The 17,133-nt window shown below is 67.9% G+C and carries 20 protein-coding genes; 6 read left to right on the plus strand and 14 right to left on the minus strand.

The annotated features are described in order from the left end of the window. Positions 1-2: 2 nt before the first annotated feature. Positions 3-1,400, plus strand: coding sequence for a ribosome biogenesis GTPase Der (der, locus tag CQW49_RS06595; protein ID WP_024749928.1), 1,398 nt, complete (start codon positions 3-5; stop codon positions 1,398-1,400). 73 nt (positions 1,401-1,473) lie between these two features. On the opposite strand, the gene CQW49_RS06600 is transcribed toward der, so the two are convergent. The 9 genes from CQW49_RS06600 to CQW49_RS24420 all read right to left on the minus strand — a co-directional run bounded on the left by CQW49_RS06600 (position 1,474) and on the right by CQW49_RS24420 (position 8,210). Beyond that, a complete protein-coding gene (locus tag CQW49_RS06600; RefSeq protein ID WP_003611348.1) occupies positions 1,474-1,893 on the minus strand; it encodes a hypothetical protein in 420 nt (139 codons plus the stop codon). 141 nt (positions 1,894-2,034) lie between these two features. Further along, positions 2,035-2,154: a PIN domain-containing protein gene (locus tag CQW49_RS26160; protein ID WP_338065212.1), complete on the minus strand. Its 120-nt coding sequence runs from the start codon at positions 2,152-2,154 to the stop codon at positions 2,035-2,037. 260 nt (positions 2,155-2,414) lie between these two features. Next, positions 2,415-2,627 (minus strand): hypothetical protein, encoded by a 213-nt coding sequence (locus CQW49_RS06610; protein ID WP_003611346.1) that lies wholly within the window; start codon positions 2,625-2,627, stop codon positions 2,415-2,417. 166 nt (positions 2,628-2,793) lie between these two features. Continuing rightward, positions 2,794-4,620 carry a glutamine--fructose-6-phosphate transaminase (isomerizing) gene (glmS, locus tag CQW49_RS06615; RefSeq protein WP_003611344.1) on the minus strand — a complete coding sequence of 609 codons (1,827 nt, stop codon included), beginning with the start codon at positions 4,618-4,620 and terminating at the stop codon, positions 2,794-2,796. 584 nt (positions 4,621-5,204) lie between these two features. After that, a complete protein-coding gene (locus CQW49_RS06620; RefSeq protein ID WP_003611342.1) occupies positions 5,205-5,573 on the minus strand; it encodes a 2Fe-2S iron-sulfur cluster-binding protein in 369 nt (122 codons plus the stop codon). Between the two features lie 62 nt (positions 5,574-5,635). Further along, entirely contained in the window at positions 5,636-6,790 is a 1,155-nt protein-coding gene (locus CQW49_RS06625; RefSeq protein ID WP_003611340.1) for a glutathionylspermidine synthase family protein, read from the minus strand. Beyond that, positions 6,787-7,185: a hypothetical protein gene (locus CQW49_RS06630; RefSeq protein ID WP_003611338.1), complete on the minus strand. Its 399-nt coding sequence runs from the start codon at positions 7,183-7,185 to the stop codon at positions 6,787-6,789. The genes CQW49_RS06625 and CQW49_RS06630 overlap by 4 nt, the downstream gene beginning before the upstream one ends. Position 7,186: 1 nt before the next feature. Next, positions 7,187-7,594: a DUF350 domain-containing protein gene (locus tag CQW49_RS06635; protein ID WP_003611336.1), complete on the minus strand. Its 408-nt coding sequence runs from the start codon at positions 7,592-7,594 to the stop codon at positions 7,187-7,189. 31 nt (positions 7,595-7,625) lie between these two features. Beyond that, entirely contained in the window at positions 7,626-8,210 is a 585-nt protein-coding gene (locus CQW49_RS24420) for a GNAT family N-acetyltransferase (RefSeq protein ID WP_003611334.1), read from the minus strand. Between the two features lie 93 nt (positions 8,211-8,303). Here CQW49_RS24420 and CQW49_RS24425 point away from each other — a divergent pair, with 93 nt between their 5' ends. From CQW49_RS24425 to CQW49_RS06655, 4 genes are all read left to right on the plus strand, one after another. After that, the gene (locus CQW49_RS24425; protein ID WP_197507798.1) at positions 8,304-8,567 is read left to right on the plus strand and encodes a DUF6916 family protein; all 264 of its coding nucleotides are present in this window, start codon (positions 8,304-8,306) and stop codon (positions 8,565-8,567) included. A 242-nt stretch (positions 8,568-8,809) separates the two neighbouring features. Then, entirely contained in the window at positions 8,810-10,021 is a 1,212-nt protein-coding gene (locus CQW49_RS06645; protein WP_003611332.1) for a putative 2OG-Fe(II) oxygenase, read from the plus strand. 24 nt (positions 10,022-10,045) lie between these two features. Further along, positions 10,046-11,221: a putative 2OG-Fe(II) oxygenase gene (locus tag CQW49_RS06650; protein ID WP_003611331.1), complete on the plus strand. Its 1,176-nt coding sequence runs from the start codon at positions 10,046-10,048 to the stop codon at positions 11,219-11,221. Continuing rightward, entirely contained in the window at positions 11,218-11,892 is a 675-nt protein-coding gene (locus tag CQW49_RS06655; RefSeq protein WP_003611330.1) for a phytanoyl-CoA dioxygenase family protein, read from the plus strand. Before CQW49_RS06650 ends, CQW49_RS06655 begins: the two co-directional genes overlap by 4 nt. 2 nt (positions 11,893-11,894) lie before the next feature. Here CQW49_RS06655 and CQW49_RS06660 read toward each other — a convergent pair whose 3' ends face one another. Then, positions 11,895-13,658 carry an asparagine synthase-related protein gene (locus tag CQW49_RS06660; RefSeq protein ID WP_024749925.1) on the minus strand — a complete coding sequence of 588 codons (1,764 nt, stop codon included), beginning with the start codon at positions 13,656-13,658 and terminating at the stop codon, positions 11,895-11,897. A gap of 353 nt (positions 13,659-14,011) precedes the next feature. Here CQW49_RS06660 and CQW49_RS06665 point away from each other — a divergent pair, with 353 nt between their 5' ends. After that, the gene (locus CQW49_RS06665; protein WP_155931305.1) at positions 14,012-14,863 is read left to right on the plus strand and encodes a hypothetical protein; all 852 of its coding nucleotides are present in this window, start codon (positions 14,012-14,014) and stop codon (positions 14,861-14,863) included. Positions 14,864-15,036: 173 nt separating this feature from the next. Here CQW49_RS06665 and CQW49_RS24430 read toward each other — a convergent pair whose 3' ends face one another. From CQW49_RS24430 to CQW49_RS06680, 4 genes are all read right to left on the minus strand, one after another. Continuing rightward, a complete protein-coding gene (locus tag CQW49_RS24430; RefSeq protein WP_003611326.1) occupies positions 15,037-15,207 on the minus strand; it encodes a hypothetical protein in 171 nt (56 codons plus the stop codon). A gap of 94 nt (positions 15,208-15,301) precedes the next feature. Next, the gene (locus tag CQW49_RS06670; RefSeq protein WP_003611325.1) at positions 15,302-15,898 is read right to left on the minus strand and encodes a phage tail protein; all 597 of its coding nucleotides are present in this window, start codon (positions 15,896-15,898) and stop codon (positions 15,302-15,304) included. A 105-nt stretch (positions 15,899-16,003) separates the two neighbouring features. After that, positions 16,004-16,279: a PqqD family protein gene (locus CQW49_RS06675; protein WP_003611324.1), complete on the minus strand. Its 276-nt coding sequence runs from the start codon at positions 16,277-16,279 to the stop codon at positions 16,004-16,006. Continuing rightward, positions 16,276-17,130, minus strand: a complete 855-nt coding sequence (locus tag CQW49_RS06680) for a hypothetical protein (protein WP_003611323.1) — start codon at positions 17,128-17,130, stop codon at positions 16,276-16,278. The genes CQW49_RS06675 and CQW49_RS06680 overlap by 4 nt, the downstream gene beginning before the upstream one ends. Between the last annotated feature and the right edge of the window lie 3 nt (positions 17,131-17,133).

Genomic DNA, 17,133 nt, shown 5'->3' on the forward strand with positions numbered 1-17,133 from the left:
TCATGACCTTCACACTCGCCATCATCGGCCGACCGAATGTCGGCAAATCGACGCTGTTCAACCGGCTCGTCGGCAAGAAGCTCGCGCTCGTCGACGACCGGCCGGGCGTGACGCGCGACCGCCGCGAGGGCGAGGCGCGTCTCGCCGATCTGCGTTTCACGATCATCGACACCGCCGGGCTCGAGGAAGGGGCGTCTGCGACGCTCGAGGGACGCATGCGCGCCCAGACCGAGGCGGCGATCGAATCGGCCGACGCCATTTTGTTCATGATCGACGCGCGCGTCGGCGTGACGCCGGACGATAAATATTTCGCCGATCTGGTGCGCCGCGCCGGCAAGAAGGTGGTGCTCGCCGCCAACAAGTCCGAAGGCAAGAAGGGCGAGGCCGGCCTCGTCGAGTCCTACGAGCTCGGGCTCGGCGATCCTGTGCCGCTCTCGGCCGAGCATGGCGAAGGCCTCGGCGAGCTCTATGACGCCTTGCTCGAGGCTCTGCCCGAGGCGACGCAACCGCCGGATGAGGACGAGGAGGCGACGACCGACGTCGAAATCTCCGCCGACGAGGACGGCAGCGAGGCCGATCCGACCAAGCCGTTGCGCATCGCCGTGGTCGGCCGGCCCAATGCCGGCAAATCGACGCTGATCAATCGGCTGCTCGGCGAGGATCGTCTGCTCACCGGGCCGGAGGCCGGCATCACCCGCGACTCGATCGGCGTCGAGTTCCGCTGGCGCGATCGCGAGATGAAGCTGTTCGACACGGCTGGCCTGCGCAAGCGCGCCCGCGTCGTCGACAAGCTGGAGAAGCTCGCCGGCGCCGATGCGCTGCGCGCCGTGCGCTTCTCCGAGGTCGTCGTGCTGCTGCTCGATTCGGCCATTCCGTTCGAGAAGCAGGATTTGACCATCGCCGATCTCGCCGCGCGCGAAGGCAGGGCGGTGGTGATCGCGCTCGGCAAATGGGACGCGGTCGACGATCCGGGAACGCGCCTCGCCAAGCTGCGCGAGGAGGCCGAGCGCCTGCTGCCGCAGATCAGAGGCTGCCCGGTGGTTCCCGTCTCGGGCGCGACCGGCTACGGCCTCGAAGGGCTGATGCGCGCGGTGCTGGAGGCGCATGAGGTATGGAACCGCCGCATCTCGACGGCCCGGCTCAACCGCTGGCTGGAGAGCGCGATCGACGAGACGCCGCCGCCGGCGGTCTCCGGCCGCCGCATCAAGATCCGCTATATGACGCAGGCCAAGGCGCGTCCGCCCTATTTCATCTTGTTCGGCAATCAGCTCGAGGAGCTGCCGGCGAGCTATATGCGCTTCCTGACGAACGGATTGCGCAAGGCCTTCGCTCTGCCCGGGACGCCGATCCGCATCTCGGTGCGCTCGGGCGAGAACCCGTTCGACAGGGGGAAGAAATAGCGCGCGAGCGCGCGCCGCGCTGATCTCCGGACATCGAAGGTCAGCGCCGCTCTATTGCGCGACTGCGCCGCTTCTAAAGCGCGGACGCGGCCTTGCGCGCCTTCGCGAGCAGCTCGTCGCTGGAGACGAGCGTCTTGTCGCCCGTGTCATAGACGACCGCGCCGAAGCTCGTCGCGAGCGCCGCGCCGACCGCCATGGCGCTGACCACCTCGCGCGCGTCGCCGCTCCAGCGAAAAGTGATCTCCACATCCCTGTCCCCAAGCGCGGCCTTCAGGTCCTCGGGACGCTCGGCATTGGGATCGACCTCGAGAAATTTGATCGTGAAGCCCGAATCCTCGCCGTCGAATGTGCAGGGCAGATAGCCCGAAGTTTTCATCGGGACATAAGTGTCGTCGATGACGACCTTGAAGCCGAGGCCGTCGACGGCCTTCTGGAGCTCGCTTCGTCCCGGGACGTCCTTGCGGGCGAGGAACGCCGATTGTGCGCGCGACATGAGTTGCTTTCCCTTGAATTTCGCCTCGAGCCCGAGCGGCGCGACGCGCCCCCCTCGTCTCGAATCCGCTGCTCATCCCTTAGCCCAAGTCTCGAGAAATGTGACCGGGTTTTCGACAGCGGCGCGCATCCGGGGAGCTGGCTAGCGCCAAGGATCGAGCACAGACGCCTTCATCGGCGCAAAATCCGCGATGTTGCGCGTGACAACGGTCATGCCATGCGCGAGCGCCGTCGCCGCGATCAGCGCGTCACACGCGCGCAAATCTGCGCGACGGCGGCCGACTGTGTCACATAAAAAAAGTCATCCAAGACAGATCTTGATGTGAACCAACGGAAGCTGAAGCCGTCATTGCGAGCGGAGCGAAGCAATCCAGAGCCACGGGGAGGGCTCTGGATTACAACGTCGCTTCGCTCCTCGCAATGACGCCGCCCCGATCGTTACGGATTCTCATGACGCAGTAGAACTATTTGCTTTTTCCGGACGGCGAAGCTCCGAGACGACATTGGCGTCGAGAACGAACATCAGAGCAGATCGGGCTTGCGAAACAATCCCTCTGCACGCGGCGGCGCAAAATTGAAATCAGGAGCCTCCGGCTGCGCCAACGCTTCCGCGAGCGTCATCCGACCGTGGGTCGCCTCGCGATCGGTGATGGAGACGGGTCCGCGCGCCACGGCCCTCTTGGCTCGGCTGGTGTCCTGATTGAACTCATGGATCGACTGGGTCGTGATCGGCATGGCAGGCCTCGCAACAACCGGGCCGGCGTCATTGCGAGGAGCGTGACGACGAAGCAACAAAGGCGCCGCCCCGCGGCTCTGGATTGCTTCGCTCCGCTCGCAATGACGGCCCGAGCTTCCGTTGGCTTCCATACGTTACGACAAATGCCGGCCCAGCGGAAGCGCCTCACTCCACCGTCACGCTCTTGGCGAGATTGCGCGGCTGGTCGACGTCCTTCCCCATGAACACCGCAGCATGATAGGCGAGCAGCTGCACCGGGATGGCGTAGACGAGCGGCGCGAAGGCGCTCGATATCTCGGGCAGCTCGATGAAGCCGGCGAGCTCCGAGGCCGCCGCCGCGCGCGCCGCCGCAGAGCCGATGAGAATGAGATGGCCCCCGCGCGCGGCGACCTCCTGGAGATTGGAGACGGTCTTCTCCAAGGTCGCGTCCGGCGGCGCCAGCACGATCACCGGCATCGCATAATCGATGAGCGCGATCGGCCCGTGCTTCAGCTCGCCGGCGGCGTAGCCTTCCGCATGAATATAGGACAATTCCTTCAGCTTGAGCGCGCCTTCCAGCGCCAGCGGATAGGCCGCGCCGCGGCCGAGATAGAGCACGCTCGACGCGCGCGCCACATCGCGCGCCACCGGCTCGATCTCAGCCTCGCGGGCGAGCGCCGCGGCCATCTGACCCGGGGTCGCGGCGAGCTCGCGCACGAGGCGCTGCTCGTCTTCTTCGCTCAGCACGCCGCGGGCGCGGCCGAGCGCGATGGCGAGCGCGGCGAAGACGGCGAGCTGGCAGGTGAAGGCCTTGGTCGAGGCGACGCCGATTTCCGGGCCCGCCAAAGTCAAAGCCGCCGTGTCGCTCTCGCGCGCGATGGTCGAGGTCTCGACATTGACGATGGAGAGAATGTGCTGGCCCTGCGCCTTGGCGTAGCGCAGCGCCGCCAGAGTGTCGGCGGTCTCGCCCGATTGCGAGACGAGGATCGTCAGCCCATGGGCGGGCAAGGGCGCCTCGCGATAGCGGAACTCCGAGGCGATGTCGATCTCCACCGCGAGCCGCGCATGGCGCTCGATCCAATAGCGGCCGATGAGCCCGGCGTAATAAGCGGTGCCGCAGGCGGAAATGGTGACGCGAGACAGCTTCTCCGCATCGAAGGGGAGATCGAAGGGGAGGCGCACCTTGCCGGCGGCGAGGTCGAGATAATGCGAGAGCGTGCGGCCGACCACCTCGGGTTGCTCGGCGATCTCCTTGGCCATGAAATGGCGGTGATTGCCCTTGTCGACGAGAAAGGCGCCCGCCTGCAGCGGCTGCCGGCGCCGCTCGGTCTCGCGGCCGGCGGCGTCATAGAAGGTGATCTTGTCGCGCGTCAGCACGACATGGTCGCCCTCCTCGAGATAGGCGATCGTATGCGCGAAAGGCGCGAGCGCCAGCGCGTCCGAGCCGAGATAGACGCCGTCGCGCCCCCAGCCGGCGGCGAGCGGCGCGCCGCGGCGGGCGCCGATCAAGAGATCCTCCTCACCATCGAAGAGAAAGGCGAGCGCGAAGGCGCCGTGGAGCCGCGTCAGCGCGCTGGCCACGGCCTCGCGCGGGCCGGCGCCGGAGCGCCGCTCCTCGGCGACGAGATGGGCGACCGCCTCCGAATCCGTCTCGGTGGCGAAGACATGGCCTTTGGCGGAAAGCTCCTCGCGCAGCTCGCGGAAATTCTCGATGATGCCATTATGCACCACGGCGAGGCCGGCGCTCGCATGCGGATGCGCGTTGGCTTCGGTGGGGCGGCCATGCGTCGCCCAGCGCGTATGAGCGATGCCGACGAGGCCGGAGAGCGGCGCGGCGGCGAGCTTGTCCTCGAGATTGCGCAGCTTGCCGCTGGCCCGCACCCGCGTGAGCCGGCCCTTCTCCAGCGTGGCGAGTCCCGCCGAATCATAGCCGCGATATTCGAGCCGCTTCAGCGCCTCGACGAGCGCGGGCGCGACGGGCTCGCGCCCCAGAATGCCGACAATTCCACACATGAGCCGTCTCCGGGCGCTGGAAAAAGTTCGATGTCGAGGCGTTCGAGCCGGCGCGCCCCGCGCGCCGACCTCTTCGCGCGAAACTCTTACCAACTCGGATCATGAACAGAGCATTAGGGCGATTCTGGGTTTCGACCAGCGGGGCGATGAGACCGAGGGTGAACCTCTGACGCTCGCGATCCGAGCGCGACCCTGGACCGCGAGCCTTCAGGCTCGCCCTTTCGGCCCGGTCAAATCGACTGTCGTGCAGCTGCGAACGAGGTCGTCAACGCCATCCTGCGCGACCGGAATATCGAAAGCGTTCAAGGGGACCAGTTCGAGCAGATCGTGGAAAACTGTATTTTTGTGGCGCATGACGTTGACCGACGAGTCGCCAAACTCGAGACCGGATTAGAGTCGATGCGCTTGTACAACCAATTTTTGCAATTTTTGGCCCGGACAGCCGTGGGCTTGTCCGGGCCAACCACATCACGCCGCGGAGCAATGCTCGCAAAGCGACGGCGATCGGTAGATTTCTCGGCGCCGCGCCACGAGAAGCCGCAACGATTGGGGCGCCGTCATTGCGAGGAGCGCGGCGACGACGCTCAGCTCGCGCCGCCGGGCTCGCCGGTGAATGTCACCAGAATATCCTGGTCGCGCACCACATATTGGCAGGCGAGCCGATATTTCGGCGGAATGTCGTCGACCTCGGCGCGTCTGATCTCGTCATTGCTGATCTTGCCCATGGATTTGAGCTGCGCCTTCTCCTTCTCGGTGAGCATGGCGCCCATGGTCTTGTCGTCGAGCGGCATGACCTCGATGAGGCAGGAGCCGCATTCGCCGTCCTTGCAATCATGCGGAATGGGAATCTTGTTCGCCTCGGCGACGGCGAGGATCGTGTGCGTGTCGCCGGCGACCGCATAGACGGTGACATTCTTGTGGAGGAGCGGAGTGGAGAAAGTGACGTCGGGCATGGTCGTTCTCCCTTAGCTTATTCTTATTACAAAGAAGAAGGTACGCCTCGCCCGAAGGCGCGTCAATCGATGATGGCGTGCGGCAAAAAGCGCGAGCGATCGGAGGTGACGAGCGCTGCATCCTCGCGCACGCCGAGGCCCGCCGGCGCGTCGCCGACGAGCCAGCAGCCGAGCACCGGACGCTTGCCGTCGAAATCGGGCAGCAGATGCAGCTCCTGGCGCACATGGCCTTCGGCGCCATAGGTCCCGCCCGTTTCTGCGAGGCGCGCGTCGCCGTCGACGAGCGCGATATTGGCGCCTTCGCGCGAATAGAGCGGCTTGCGCGCATAGCGGCGCAGCTCCGCCGCGCGCCCATCACACTCGAAGAAGCAGGGCAGAAGATTTGGATGGCCCGGCGCCGCATCCCACAGCAGCGCGAGAAAGCCCTTGTTGGAAGCGACCGCTTTCCACGGCGGCTCGAGAAAATGCGTGGCGCGCATCGCCGGCGAGGAGCCGAATGCATCGGCGAACATCCATTCCCATGGATAGAGCTTGAACAGGCCTTCGATGCGCCGTCCCGAGCGATCGATGAAGACATCGCCGCGCAGGCCGATGTCGCCCATGTCGAGCAGCGCCGTCTGCGAGCCGGCCTGCATCGCGCAATCGGCGAGATAGCGCAGCGTGCCGGCGTCCTCGACGCTGGCGCTCATGCAGGCGAGATGCACGAAGGCGCCATTGGCAATCTCGCGCCAGCGCGCGATCAGCCGCTCATGCAGCGAGTTGAACTGATCGGCGTCGCCGGGCAAACGCCCGCGCGCGATCATCTGTTCCAGCCAATGCCATTGCGCCACCGCCGATTCATAGAGGCTCGTCGGCGTGTCGGCGTTATATTCGAGCAGCTTCGGTGGACCCTTGCCGTCATAGGCGAAATCGAAACGCCCATAGAGCGACGGTTCGCGTCGCGCATGGGTCTCGGCGATGAGGCTCCAGGCGTGACGCGGAATGCGCAGTCTCTCGAGCAGCTCCTCGCTGGCGACGACGCGCGCGATCACCTCGTCGCACAGCGCCGACACATCGGAGGTCGCCTGCTCGAGATCATCCTCGATCTCGCGCATCGAGAAAATATAAGCGGCGCTCTCGTCCCAATAGGGCGCGCCGTCGATATGGGCGAAGTGAAAGCCGATGCGCGCGGCGTGCTCGGCGAAATCGGGGCGCGGCGCGAAGGCGCGCCGCTTCACGAGCCGCCGCCGTGGCCGAAGCCCATATGGCCGAAGCCGCCGAAGAAGGAACGGATGCTCGATGAACCGCCCGTATGCGACGAGCCGGACGAGTCATGCCCGCCCGAGCCGCCGAAGAACCAGCCGCTGCGGGAGGAGGAGCCGCCATGTCCGCCGCCGCTCTTATGCGCGCATTCTCCCTGCGGCGGATCGCCCTCGCGCGGACAATCGGACGGCGCGGCGGCTTCATAGGCGGCGAAGCCGCCGAGCGAGCCGGCGCCGAGCGCGACCAGCGCAATGGCGAGCGAGCGCTTGCGCGCCGGCGACAGCGCGAGGACGCCGGGCAGGCCCTGCGGCGCATTGGTGACGACGGGCGGCGCCGCGACGCCGCGACGGCCGAACTCCTTGGGTCCCATCTCACGGACTCATGCAGGCGGCGCTGAGCACGCCGGCCGAAAGAGAGACGGCGCCGAGCCAGACAGCGGCGGCGATGGCGTTCTGCTCGATCGCCGCGGAGAGGCCGGGATGCGCGAGGCGCGCGAGCAGATAAGCGACGAGCTGCGTCGCGAAGGCGACGAAGCCCCAGACGATGAACTCGGTCGCCGATGTGGTGTTGTGAACCGCGCCGGCCAGCGCGATGGCGAAGCCGATGAGGCTGGAGCCGAAGGCGATGGCCGCGGAAGCGTTGTGCTGCTCGACGATGAGCGCATATTCGTCATGCGCGGTGAGCCGCGTGTAGACGACGCAATAGGCCGCGCAATAAGCGAGGCAGCCGAGGAAATAGGCGGCGAAGGAGACGAGGCCATAGGCGAGATCGGCGAGCAAGGCGGCTCCTTTCGAGTCGGCGCCCGAAAGCTTAGCAACGCGAATCAATCGAAGGAAGCCCCTGCTCGCGCTCGGCCGGCGCGGCGCGGATCATGCGGACCCCCGCTTCGCCCTCCTGGCCCGGCGCTTCGACGAAACCGTGACGCGCATAGAGCGCGCGCGCCGGATTATCGGCGAGCACGGTGAGAGCGCAGCGCAGGCCGCGCGCGTCGGCCGCCGCTTTCCACGCCTCCAGCGCCGCGCCGGCGACGCCGCGGCGGCGATGAGCGGGCGCGACCGCGAGATCGACGCAGAGGCTGCCGTCCGGCGCGCTCCAATCGATGATGACGCGCCCGATCGGCGCAGCGCCGGACTCGAAGATGCGCCGCATCGCCCCGGGATGGCCGTCACGGAACGCCGCCATGCGAATATCGGCCTGCTGCTCGAGCATTACGGGCGGCAGCAGGGCGGCGAGCGGATGATCGGCGAGGAACAGAGCGCGCAGGAAGGGCGCGTCCTCCGGCGCCTCTGGCCGCACGGTGAGCCATGGCGCCCGCGTCGCGACGAAGCCGTCGAAAGCCGCCGCGGCGGCGGCCGGGTCGAGCAGCGAGTCTTTGGTCTCGGAGTCGTTGGTCATGGCTTGTCGCGACTTTTCCGAGAGGCTAGAATCACATTCATGTCGATACATGATATTGCGCCACGACCGATGACATTGGACGAATTCGTCCCCATGATCGGTCAGATTCTTCTCGCCGACTGCAATCCCAGCCCCGCCGCGCTCGAGCTGGTGAGCGCGAAGCCCTTGACCAATCACGGGCTGACGGCGCGTCCGCCGTTCCACCTCGTTTTCCGCAGCGCGCCGGAGGTGCTGCTGCTCCCCGGCGTCTACGCAATGCGTTGCGGCGAATGGGGACCCGACGCCATCTATATCGAGCAGATGGCGTCGCTCGGCTTCGACGCGCCCGGTCATTACTATCAGGCCGTGTTCAACTGATCCGCCGAACGGGCCGTTCGATCGAGGGGAATTGAGCGGAGGATAACGATCCCCGACCCTCGTCCTGAGGAGCCCGCGAAGCGGGCGTCTCGAAGGACGGCAAAGGGTAGAGACCTTAGATTTCGCCCAGCGGCCGTCCTTCGAGACGCCGCCTGCGGCGGCTCCTCAGGACGAGGGTTGGGGATTTTGTCCTTCGCTCGATCGCCCTGCGCGGCGTGACGCGGCAGACGAAAGGTCGGCGCATGCGATGGGTCGAGGTCGAGCGCCCGGAGACGAAGCGGATCTCGCGAGCGACCGCGACCAAGGTGCTGCGCGCCGCCGTGGCGACGGCGCCCGATCCGCTCCCTCTGCTCGAGCGGCTCGGCGCCGCGCTCATGGACGAGGGCGGCCATCGCGAGGCCATCGCCGCCTTCGACGCGCGGGCAAAGGCCGATCCCGCGCGGTTCACATCCTGGGGACGGCTGGCGCAATGCCATAACGAGATTGGCGAGCCGGCGACGGCGCTGGCGATCTGCGACAGGGCCGGCGGCCATGGCGCCCGGGTGGCGCGGGCGCGCGGCGCCGCGCTGGAGGCGCTGGGCCGGCGGGACGAAGCGCTGGAAAGCTATCGCCGCGCCTTCGGCGAGGACGAGACCGACGCGATCGCGCTGGACGCTGTTCTGCGCCTCCTCTGCCGCGCGGCGGACGCCGCGCCGCTGCTCGCCTTCTGCGACGCCCTGCCCGCGACGGCGCGCTTCGACGTGCAGAAAAGGGCGTTCCGCGCGCTCGCCTGCAGCCGGCTGGGCCGGCGGGAGGAGGCGTCGGCGCTGATCGATCCCGAGCGTCATGTGATGTCCTTCCGCTTCGATCCGGCCTGCGAGAGCGGCGGCGTCGACGCGTTCAACGCGCGGCTGGCCGGCTGGCTGCTGGCCAACACCGGAGCGACGCCGACGCCGCGCCGCGATTGCGTGCATGATTACGCGCTGAGACATATGCGCGCCCCGCTGCTGCAGGAATTGCGCGCCTTCTTCCGCCAGTCGTTCGACGCCTATATCGCCGCTCTGCCGGCGCTCGGCCTCGATCGGCTGATGCCGCCGCCGGTTGCGGGCGACATCGCCGACGGGGCCACTTTTCTGCGCAACGAGGCGCGCAATGGCGAGCATGTTCATCGCGGCCGTTATTTGACGGGCGTCTATTATGTCCACACGCCGCAGGCGATCCGGACAAATGTCGAGCGGCGCGGCCGGCTCGCCGTGGGCCGGTGCCATGAGACCGCCGGCGGCCATGAGCCGGTCTGGGGCGCCCGCTACATCGCGCCCGAGCCCGGAATGTTCGTCGTGTTCCCCGCCCATATGTTCCATGACGTCGTTCCGACGCGCTGCAGCGAATGGCGCATCGCCATCGTCGCGGATGTCGAGCCCGCCCCCATTGGTGGGCGGGAGCTCCCAATGCGATATGTCCAAGAGCGAGCCTGAAGGCTCGCGGTCCAGGGCCGCGCCATGCAGTGGATGGAGATCGAGCCCCCGAAAGCGCGTCGCATTTCGCGACGCGCGGCGACAAAGGTCCTGCGCGCCGCCGTCGACGCCGCGGCCGACCGGCCGGCGCTGCGCGAGCGGCTCGGCGCGGCGCTGATGGACGAGGGTCGGCATGGCGAGGCCATCGCCGCCTTGCGCGCGAGCGCGGCGGCGGAGCCGAGCGGCTTCACCTCATGGGGGCGGCTGGCGCAATGCCATCTCGCGATCGGCGAGCCGGCGGCGGCGCTCGACATCTGCGAGCGGGCGCAGGGGCGCGGCGTCGCGCGGGCGCGCGGCGGAGCGCTGGAGGCGCTCGGGCGGCCCGAGGACGCGCTGAGAGAATATGCGCGCGCCTTCGCCGAGGACGACGCCGACGCATTGGCGCTGGAGGCGGCGCTGCGCCTCCTCAGCCACGCCTCCGACGCCGAGCCGCTGCTGGCATTTTGCGCGGCGCTGCCGGCGACGCGGCGCTTCGACGCTCAGCGCCTCGCCTTCCGGGCGCTCGCCTATAGCCGGCTCGGCCGGACGCAGGAGGCGCGCGCCCTGATCGACCCCGATCGTCATGTCATGCTCTTCCGCTTCGTGCCGCCGGCGGCGCTCGGCGCCGTCGATCTGTTCAACAGGCGCCTCGCCGCCTTTTTGCTGGCGAATATGGGCCAGACGCCGACGCCGCGGCCCGATTGCGTGATCGACGGCGGCCTTCCGCAAAGGCGCGATCCGCTCCTGCTGGCGCTGCGCGAGTTCTTTCGCCGCTCCTTCGACGGCTATATCGCCGCAATGCCGGCGCTCGGCCTTCACGGGCCGGCGCCCGCGGCGGGACGCATCGAGGAAGTGGTCGTCTTCCTGCGCGGCGCGGGCCGCAATGGCGAGCATGTCCATCCGGGCGGCTATGTGTCCGGCGTCTATTACGTCGAGGCGCCCTCGAGCGTCCTCGCGGGCTCTGATCTGCGCGGCCGTCTCGCGCTCGGCCAATGCGAGAGGCTGACGGGCGGCCACCGGCCGGCGTGGAGCGTCCGCCATGTCGCGCCCGAGCCGGGGACGCTCGTCGTCTTCCCCTCCCATATGTTCCACGACGTCGTTCCGACGCGCAGCGAGGCGCTGCGCATCGCCATCGGCCTCGACGTTCGGCCCTGTGGAGAAGAAAGCGAGGAGCCGACATGAACGATCCTGCATCGGAGGCCGCGACCGCCGCCGAGGCCCTCGACCGGGACGGCTTCGCGCTGCTGCGCGGCGCCATTCCCGCGCCATTGCTCGCGCCGCTGCGCGCCGCCTTCGAGGCGGGGGCGCGCGCCTCGTCGGAGTGGCCGGTCCCGCGCGGCGCCGACTGGCGCCATTCCATGCTCGATCTCGATCCCGCCGTCGCCGCCACCTGCCGTCTGCCGATCCTGCTCGCCGCGGCTCATCATGTCTTGCAGGCTCCCTTCGCGCTCGTCCAGGTCGAAGGGCGCGAGCCGCGCGCCGGCGGCGGCGGACAGGCGCTGCACCGCGACGCGCCGGCGGCCGCAGTAGTGGAGATCGTCTCCGCACTGGCCTTTCTCGATTCGTTCGGGCCGCCCAACGGAGCGACGCGCTTCGCGCCCGGCACGCATCGCGGCGCTGGTCTGGCGCTGCGCGAGGAGGATGGCCCGCCCACCACCATCCTCGAGGGCGAGGCCGGCGACATCGTCGTGCTCGATGTGAATGTGCTGCATGGCGCGACGCGCAACATCGCCGGCGCTCCGCGTCGATCGCTCTTGATCACCTACGCCGTCGAGACCGCGCGCGCGAAATTCGACGCGACCCGCGCCATGCGCGCGGTGCGTATGGCGCCGAGCGAGATCTTCGGCGCGTGAGCTCACTCCAGAGCGTCGGCGCCCTCGTTCCAGGCGAGCAGGAATTCGGCGACATTGGCGGTGATCTGAATGCGGAACGCCTCGGCGACCGGCGGGCGGGGCTCGGCGTCGAGACGCGCGAGCCGCTGGTCGAGCCAGTCGAGATCGAGCCATTCGCCGATTCCCGCGCGGCGGAAGGCGAGCAGGCGCGTCCGCGCCTCCGGCGCCTCCGCGGCGAGGCGCGGATAGAAATCCGGACAGAACGCCAGGCCCGACCGGCGCAGACGGATCGAATCGGGAAGCCGTCCGTCGAGCAGCGCGCGCGCCGGGGCGCGGGATGCGCCGCCATGGTTGGAGTAGCGCGCTGGAAAGCCCGAGAAGAGCTGCAGCAGCCGCTGGTCGCGAAAGGGTGGGACAATTCGCGCGGCGCCGATCATCGTCTCGCTCGGGCTGTTGTCGAGCTTCTCGACGCCCTGGCAATAGCCCCAGCGGCCGCGCGGATCGAAGGCCGGCTCGGCGCTCCAGGGGCGGCGCCATGTCTCCTCGAGATGCGACGGCAGGCCGGAAAGCAGCCCCGGCGCCAGCCGCACATTGAAGCCATCCTCGGGCCAGTGTGGAGCTCCGCGACGCGGATCGACATGATCGCGCAGCCGCCGCAGAGCGCGGCGCAAGCGATAGGCCGGCGTCGCCAAGGGGAAGGCGGCGGTGAATGTATATTCGCCGCCCGAGCCGTCGATCAGCTCCGCATGGCCGGCGGCGCCGCTCGCTACGAAAAAGGCTTCGTATAAATGATGCCAGGTCGCGCGGGTCGGATCATTGCGCGCGAGACAATGGCGGCGCGACGGCCGGAACAGCCGCGCCTGAGGCGATGGGCGCACCAGAGTGAGCGGCAGGCCGAGACGATCGGCGACGATGCGCGCGAAGGGCGTCTCGTCGGGCAGGCCGCTTTCCTCGGGCGCCGCCGAGGTCAGCAGCGTCAGCCTCTGCCCCGCGGCGCGCTCCGCCGCCGCCACGACGGCGAGCGTCGAGGAATCGAGGCCGCCGCTGAGCATGACCGCCAGCCCGCCGTGACGCGCGAGACGCTGGCGCAGGATCTGGCGCAGCAATGTCTCGGCCTCGGCGAGCGCGTCCGCGAAGGAGCCGGCGAAAGGCGGAGCCGCCACTGGAGCGCCGATGCGACGCAGCTGCGTCCCACCCGCATCGAAGGTCACGCAGGCGCCAGGCGGCAGGGCCTCCACCCCGCGCAGCAGGCTGCGGGTGTTGAACGGACGCACCGCGCGATGGCGGGCCATGGTCGCCGCAAAGCCCTCCGGGTCGATGTCGTTCGGCATCCAGGGAAGGCGGCGCAGCGCATGGATGGAGGGCGCGAGGACGACGCTCGCGCCCTTGCGCGCATGGAGCACCGGATCACGCAGCGCCCGCGAGGTCATCAGCGCGAGACGCCGCTCCTCGGCGCGCCAGACGAGGCAGGACCATTCGCCGAGCATATGCGCGGGCGCCTCGGCGCCGAAGCGCGCATGAGCGGCCGCCGCCAGAAGCGCGAAGCCGGAGTCGACCGGCAGGCCGAGGCGGACGGCGAGCTCCTGCGGCTCATCGAGATAGCCGAGCAATATGCAGCAGCATCCGCCCGCATCAGCGCGATGCACGGCGCGAGGATCGACGCGGTCCACGCCGGCGGCGACAAAGGAGCCCGTCGCGCGCGTCAGACCGAGAGCAGCGCAATCCGCGGCCTCCACAGGCCCGCCGTCGAGGCGGACGACGCCGTATAATCCGCTCTTCAAATCCATGTCCTCGATCTTGACTCGGTCCTGCGTTGGTTTAATCGCGACGCCGTGCCGACGCCCTCCAGCGTTCCGAATCCGGATTGACAGCTTCCGAGCAACAGCGTCATGGCCACGCTTGTCGCGGCCATCCACGCCGTGACATCGCGACGCGCGGGAAAAAGAGGCGGTGATGTTCGGCTCATGATCCAATATTGCGAGCCGTCGCGGCGTGGATGGCCGCGACAAGCGCGGCCATGACGCTGGAAACTCTCTGCTTGTTAACCCAAATTCGGAGCCCTGAGACGCCCTCACCCCTCTCCGAGCGGAAATTGCGTCACGCGCTGGCCCGCGCGGCCTATGGCCGACGCGAGATTCGCGTGGCTGATCCCGTGGTCGCCGGCCATGATTGCCTGATCTCGACCCGCCTCGGGCTGTTCGCCGGACGACGGGAGGGCGTCAAGCGGCTGTTGTGGGGCTATTTCTTCGGCGTCGCCCGCCACGAGGACGCGATCTATCTGTTCGAGGCCTGCGACGATCCCGCCGGCTCGAGCGACATGGGCCGCATCCTGCGCTTTCATCTGCACGACGGCCGGCTCAGCGATTTCGTCGTGCTCGCCGAGGGGCTGCACAATCAATGTCATCAGATCGCGGTGATCGACGATCTCCTGTGCGTCGTCGACACCGCGCGCCAGTCGATCGTGCGGCTGCGGCTCGACGGCGGCCTCCACGATATTCGCCAGCCGATCGAGGTGGGGCCGCGGCCGGGCGGCGGCGGCGCCTATCGCCACATCAACTCGATCGCCGAGGTCGGCGAGCGCATTGCTCTGATGCTGCACAATGGCCCGGTTCTCCCCGAGGAGCCGAGCGAGCTCGCCTGGCTCGACCGCGATTTCAATCTGCTCTCGCGTCAGCCGCTGCCGGGGCGTCATTGTCACGACATTCTGCCCCTGCCGGACGGGTCGATCTGGCATTGCGGGTCGTTCGCGGGCGAGATCATCGATGCGAATGGCGCGCGTATAAAAATTTCCGAGCGAATGACGCGCGGGCTGATCGCTGTTCCCGGCGGCTTCATCGTCGGCGCGTCCTTGTTCGGACCGCGATCGGATCGAGATATTCTCTCGGGCTCGATCATCTATCTCGATCGATCCTTTCGCCGTCTCGTCGAGGCCCCCTGCCCGGGGGCGCCGACCGATCTGCTGGCGCTCTGCCGCTCGAGCCCAATGGTCTGATTCAGTCGATTTGACAGGGCTGAAAGAGCGAGCCTGAAGGCTCACGGTCCAGGCGCTCGGACCGTGAGCCTTCAGGCTCGCTCTCGAGGCCCATTATTTTCGCTGACGCAGACAACTGGATTGCTAGGCTCCGCTCGCAATGTCGGCGGGGACTGTCCAACCGGGGAGCCGGGTCAGGATTGGGTGCAGTCGGGGGCGTTCCCGGGATTGCCATCGAGGCCCACTCCGAACAAAAACTCGGTCTGCTCGATGGCCAGCGCCTCGATTTCAGGCTCCACCCAAATCTTGCGAGACGTCGAAGCCGGCGTGGAGACCGGAGGCTCTGATTCGGGCGTTGCGGTCATAGGTCAGCCTCTCCATATTCGCGGCCATGAATGGACGGACGGGAGCCGACTCGTCGCGCCGCGGCTCCCGCCCCCCGCTTATATCCGCCCGCGCTCAGCTGCGAGACGGGAAAATACCAGTCAACGTTATGACAAAGGTGATGGCGAGATAGGGCTGCAGCGTCGAGATCGGCACATTGCCGCCGGTGGCGCCCACGGTGACCGTGCCGGCGACATTGAGCCCTCCGAGCGGAATAGTCGTGGCGGTGCCCGCAGGACAGTAGATCGCCGGCGCGGAGCCGGTCTGATTGAGGTCGACCGCATGGCCGAGCACTGTTCCATTGTCCGGGGTCTGCAGCGAGGCCTTGGGCTGGACGCCCGACGCATTGAAGCTCGAGGTCGAGGTGAAGGTGGCGCTGTGATTATGGGCCGGCAGATTCGTCGACAGCAGCGTCTCGGTCTCGACGCCGGCCTGCTGACCGATCACGTAATTCGACAATCCCGGACCCTGGCCCCAATGAACGGGGGTGCGGCCGCGCAGGTCCGGCAGAGCGAAATTATTGACGCCATTGCCGCCGAAGGTGGTGCCCAGCAGCGCGAACAGCGCGGAGTTCTGCTGGATGGGCACGAGCTGGCCGTTGCAGAGCGCGGTGTGCGCGGGCGCGAAATTCCAACCGCCCTGGATGATCTGGCCTAAGTAGAGTTCCGCCATGACGTTCACTCCTCCCTCAAATAAACACGCGATCTTTATGATTATCGACGGTTCGAATTCGTACTAGAAACTCGGCGTCGCCACAACCGTGAATGATCGACGGCGTCAGGCCGCGACCGGCTGCGCGACATTGAGCGTCTGCATTTTCTGCAACAGGCGCACGACGGCCGCGCGACATTCATCGGGCGGCACGTCGAAGAGCTCGACCAGCTTCGATGCGATCTCGGATGCGCTCGCCGGAGCGTCCAGAGCGTTCCAGACCGCATAGGCGGTGCTGTTCAGCGCGACATAGAAGCCGGTGTTCACATTGATCATGACGAGGCTGTCCTCGATCTCGGATCCGACCCAATGATCGTCGCGGCGCCAAATCGTCTCGCTCATAATTCAATTCTCTCGTCGATCGACGCGCGCGCGAGCCGTTCGGCCCTGCCGGCGCGATCCATCATGACATTGCGCCGTCCCCAGGCATAGACCGGGACGGAGCGCGCGACCTCGACGCTGTGGAGAAGCGCGGCTGCCTGCAGCCCCATCAGCGCCGGCGCATTCGGGCGATGACGATGCGCGAGCAGGACTTCGAGCGCCTTGCGCTGGGAGAGACGCATCGGCTCTTCGTCAACGGCGTCATCGAGCACGATCAGCGCGCCGAGGCGCGCCGCGTCGATCATGCGATCAGCGGCGAGAGGATGGAACCGGCGCGCCTGCGAGCCTTCGCGCAGGAACAGGCCTCCCGGCAGGCCGCAGACGGTCGCCGCGCCGGAACCTGGAATGATCGCTATGCTGTCATCGGCGAGCAGCGCCGCGCCGTCCGCGACCAGCGCCGCCGCCAGAGTGGATTTGCCGGCGCCCGAACGCCCCAGAATTCCCAGCGCCGGCCCGCCCGGCCGCGCGCAGACCGCCGCGGCGTGCAGCACCAGCCGGCCCTGCATCCACAGCGACGCGGGCAGCGCGCCGGCGATGAGCCGCTCGCCGATCTCCTCCGTTTTTGCGTGAGCGCTCGGCGTCACCTCTATGGCCGACGCCGAGCAGAGATAGCTCGCGATCCCCGGAACGGCGAGCCGCAGCGCATCGCCTTCGCGGGAAAAGCCGGCGGGGGCTGCGAAAGCGTCCTCCGCCGCGACGTCGCAGAAGATGACGACGCCGGGAGCGGTCGCTTCATCGCCGACCCAATCGCGCGCGCCGGGAACCGGCGCCTCGCTGGCGATGATCTGTCCGAAACCGAAGAGCCGCCGCATCGC

The sequence above is a fragment of the Methylosinus trichosporium OB3b genome (assembly GCF_002752655.1).
Taxonomy (GTDB): Bacteria; Pseudomonadota; Alphaproteobacteria; order Rhizobiales; family Beijerinckiaceae; genus Methylosinus; species Methylosinus trichosporium.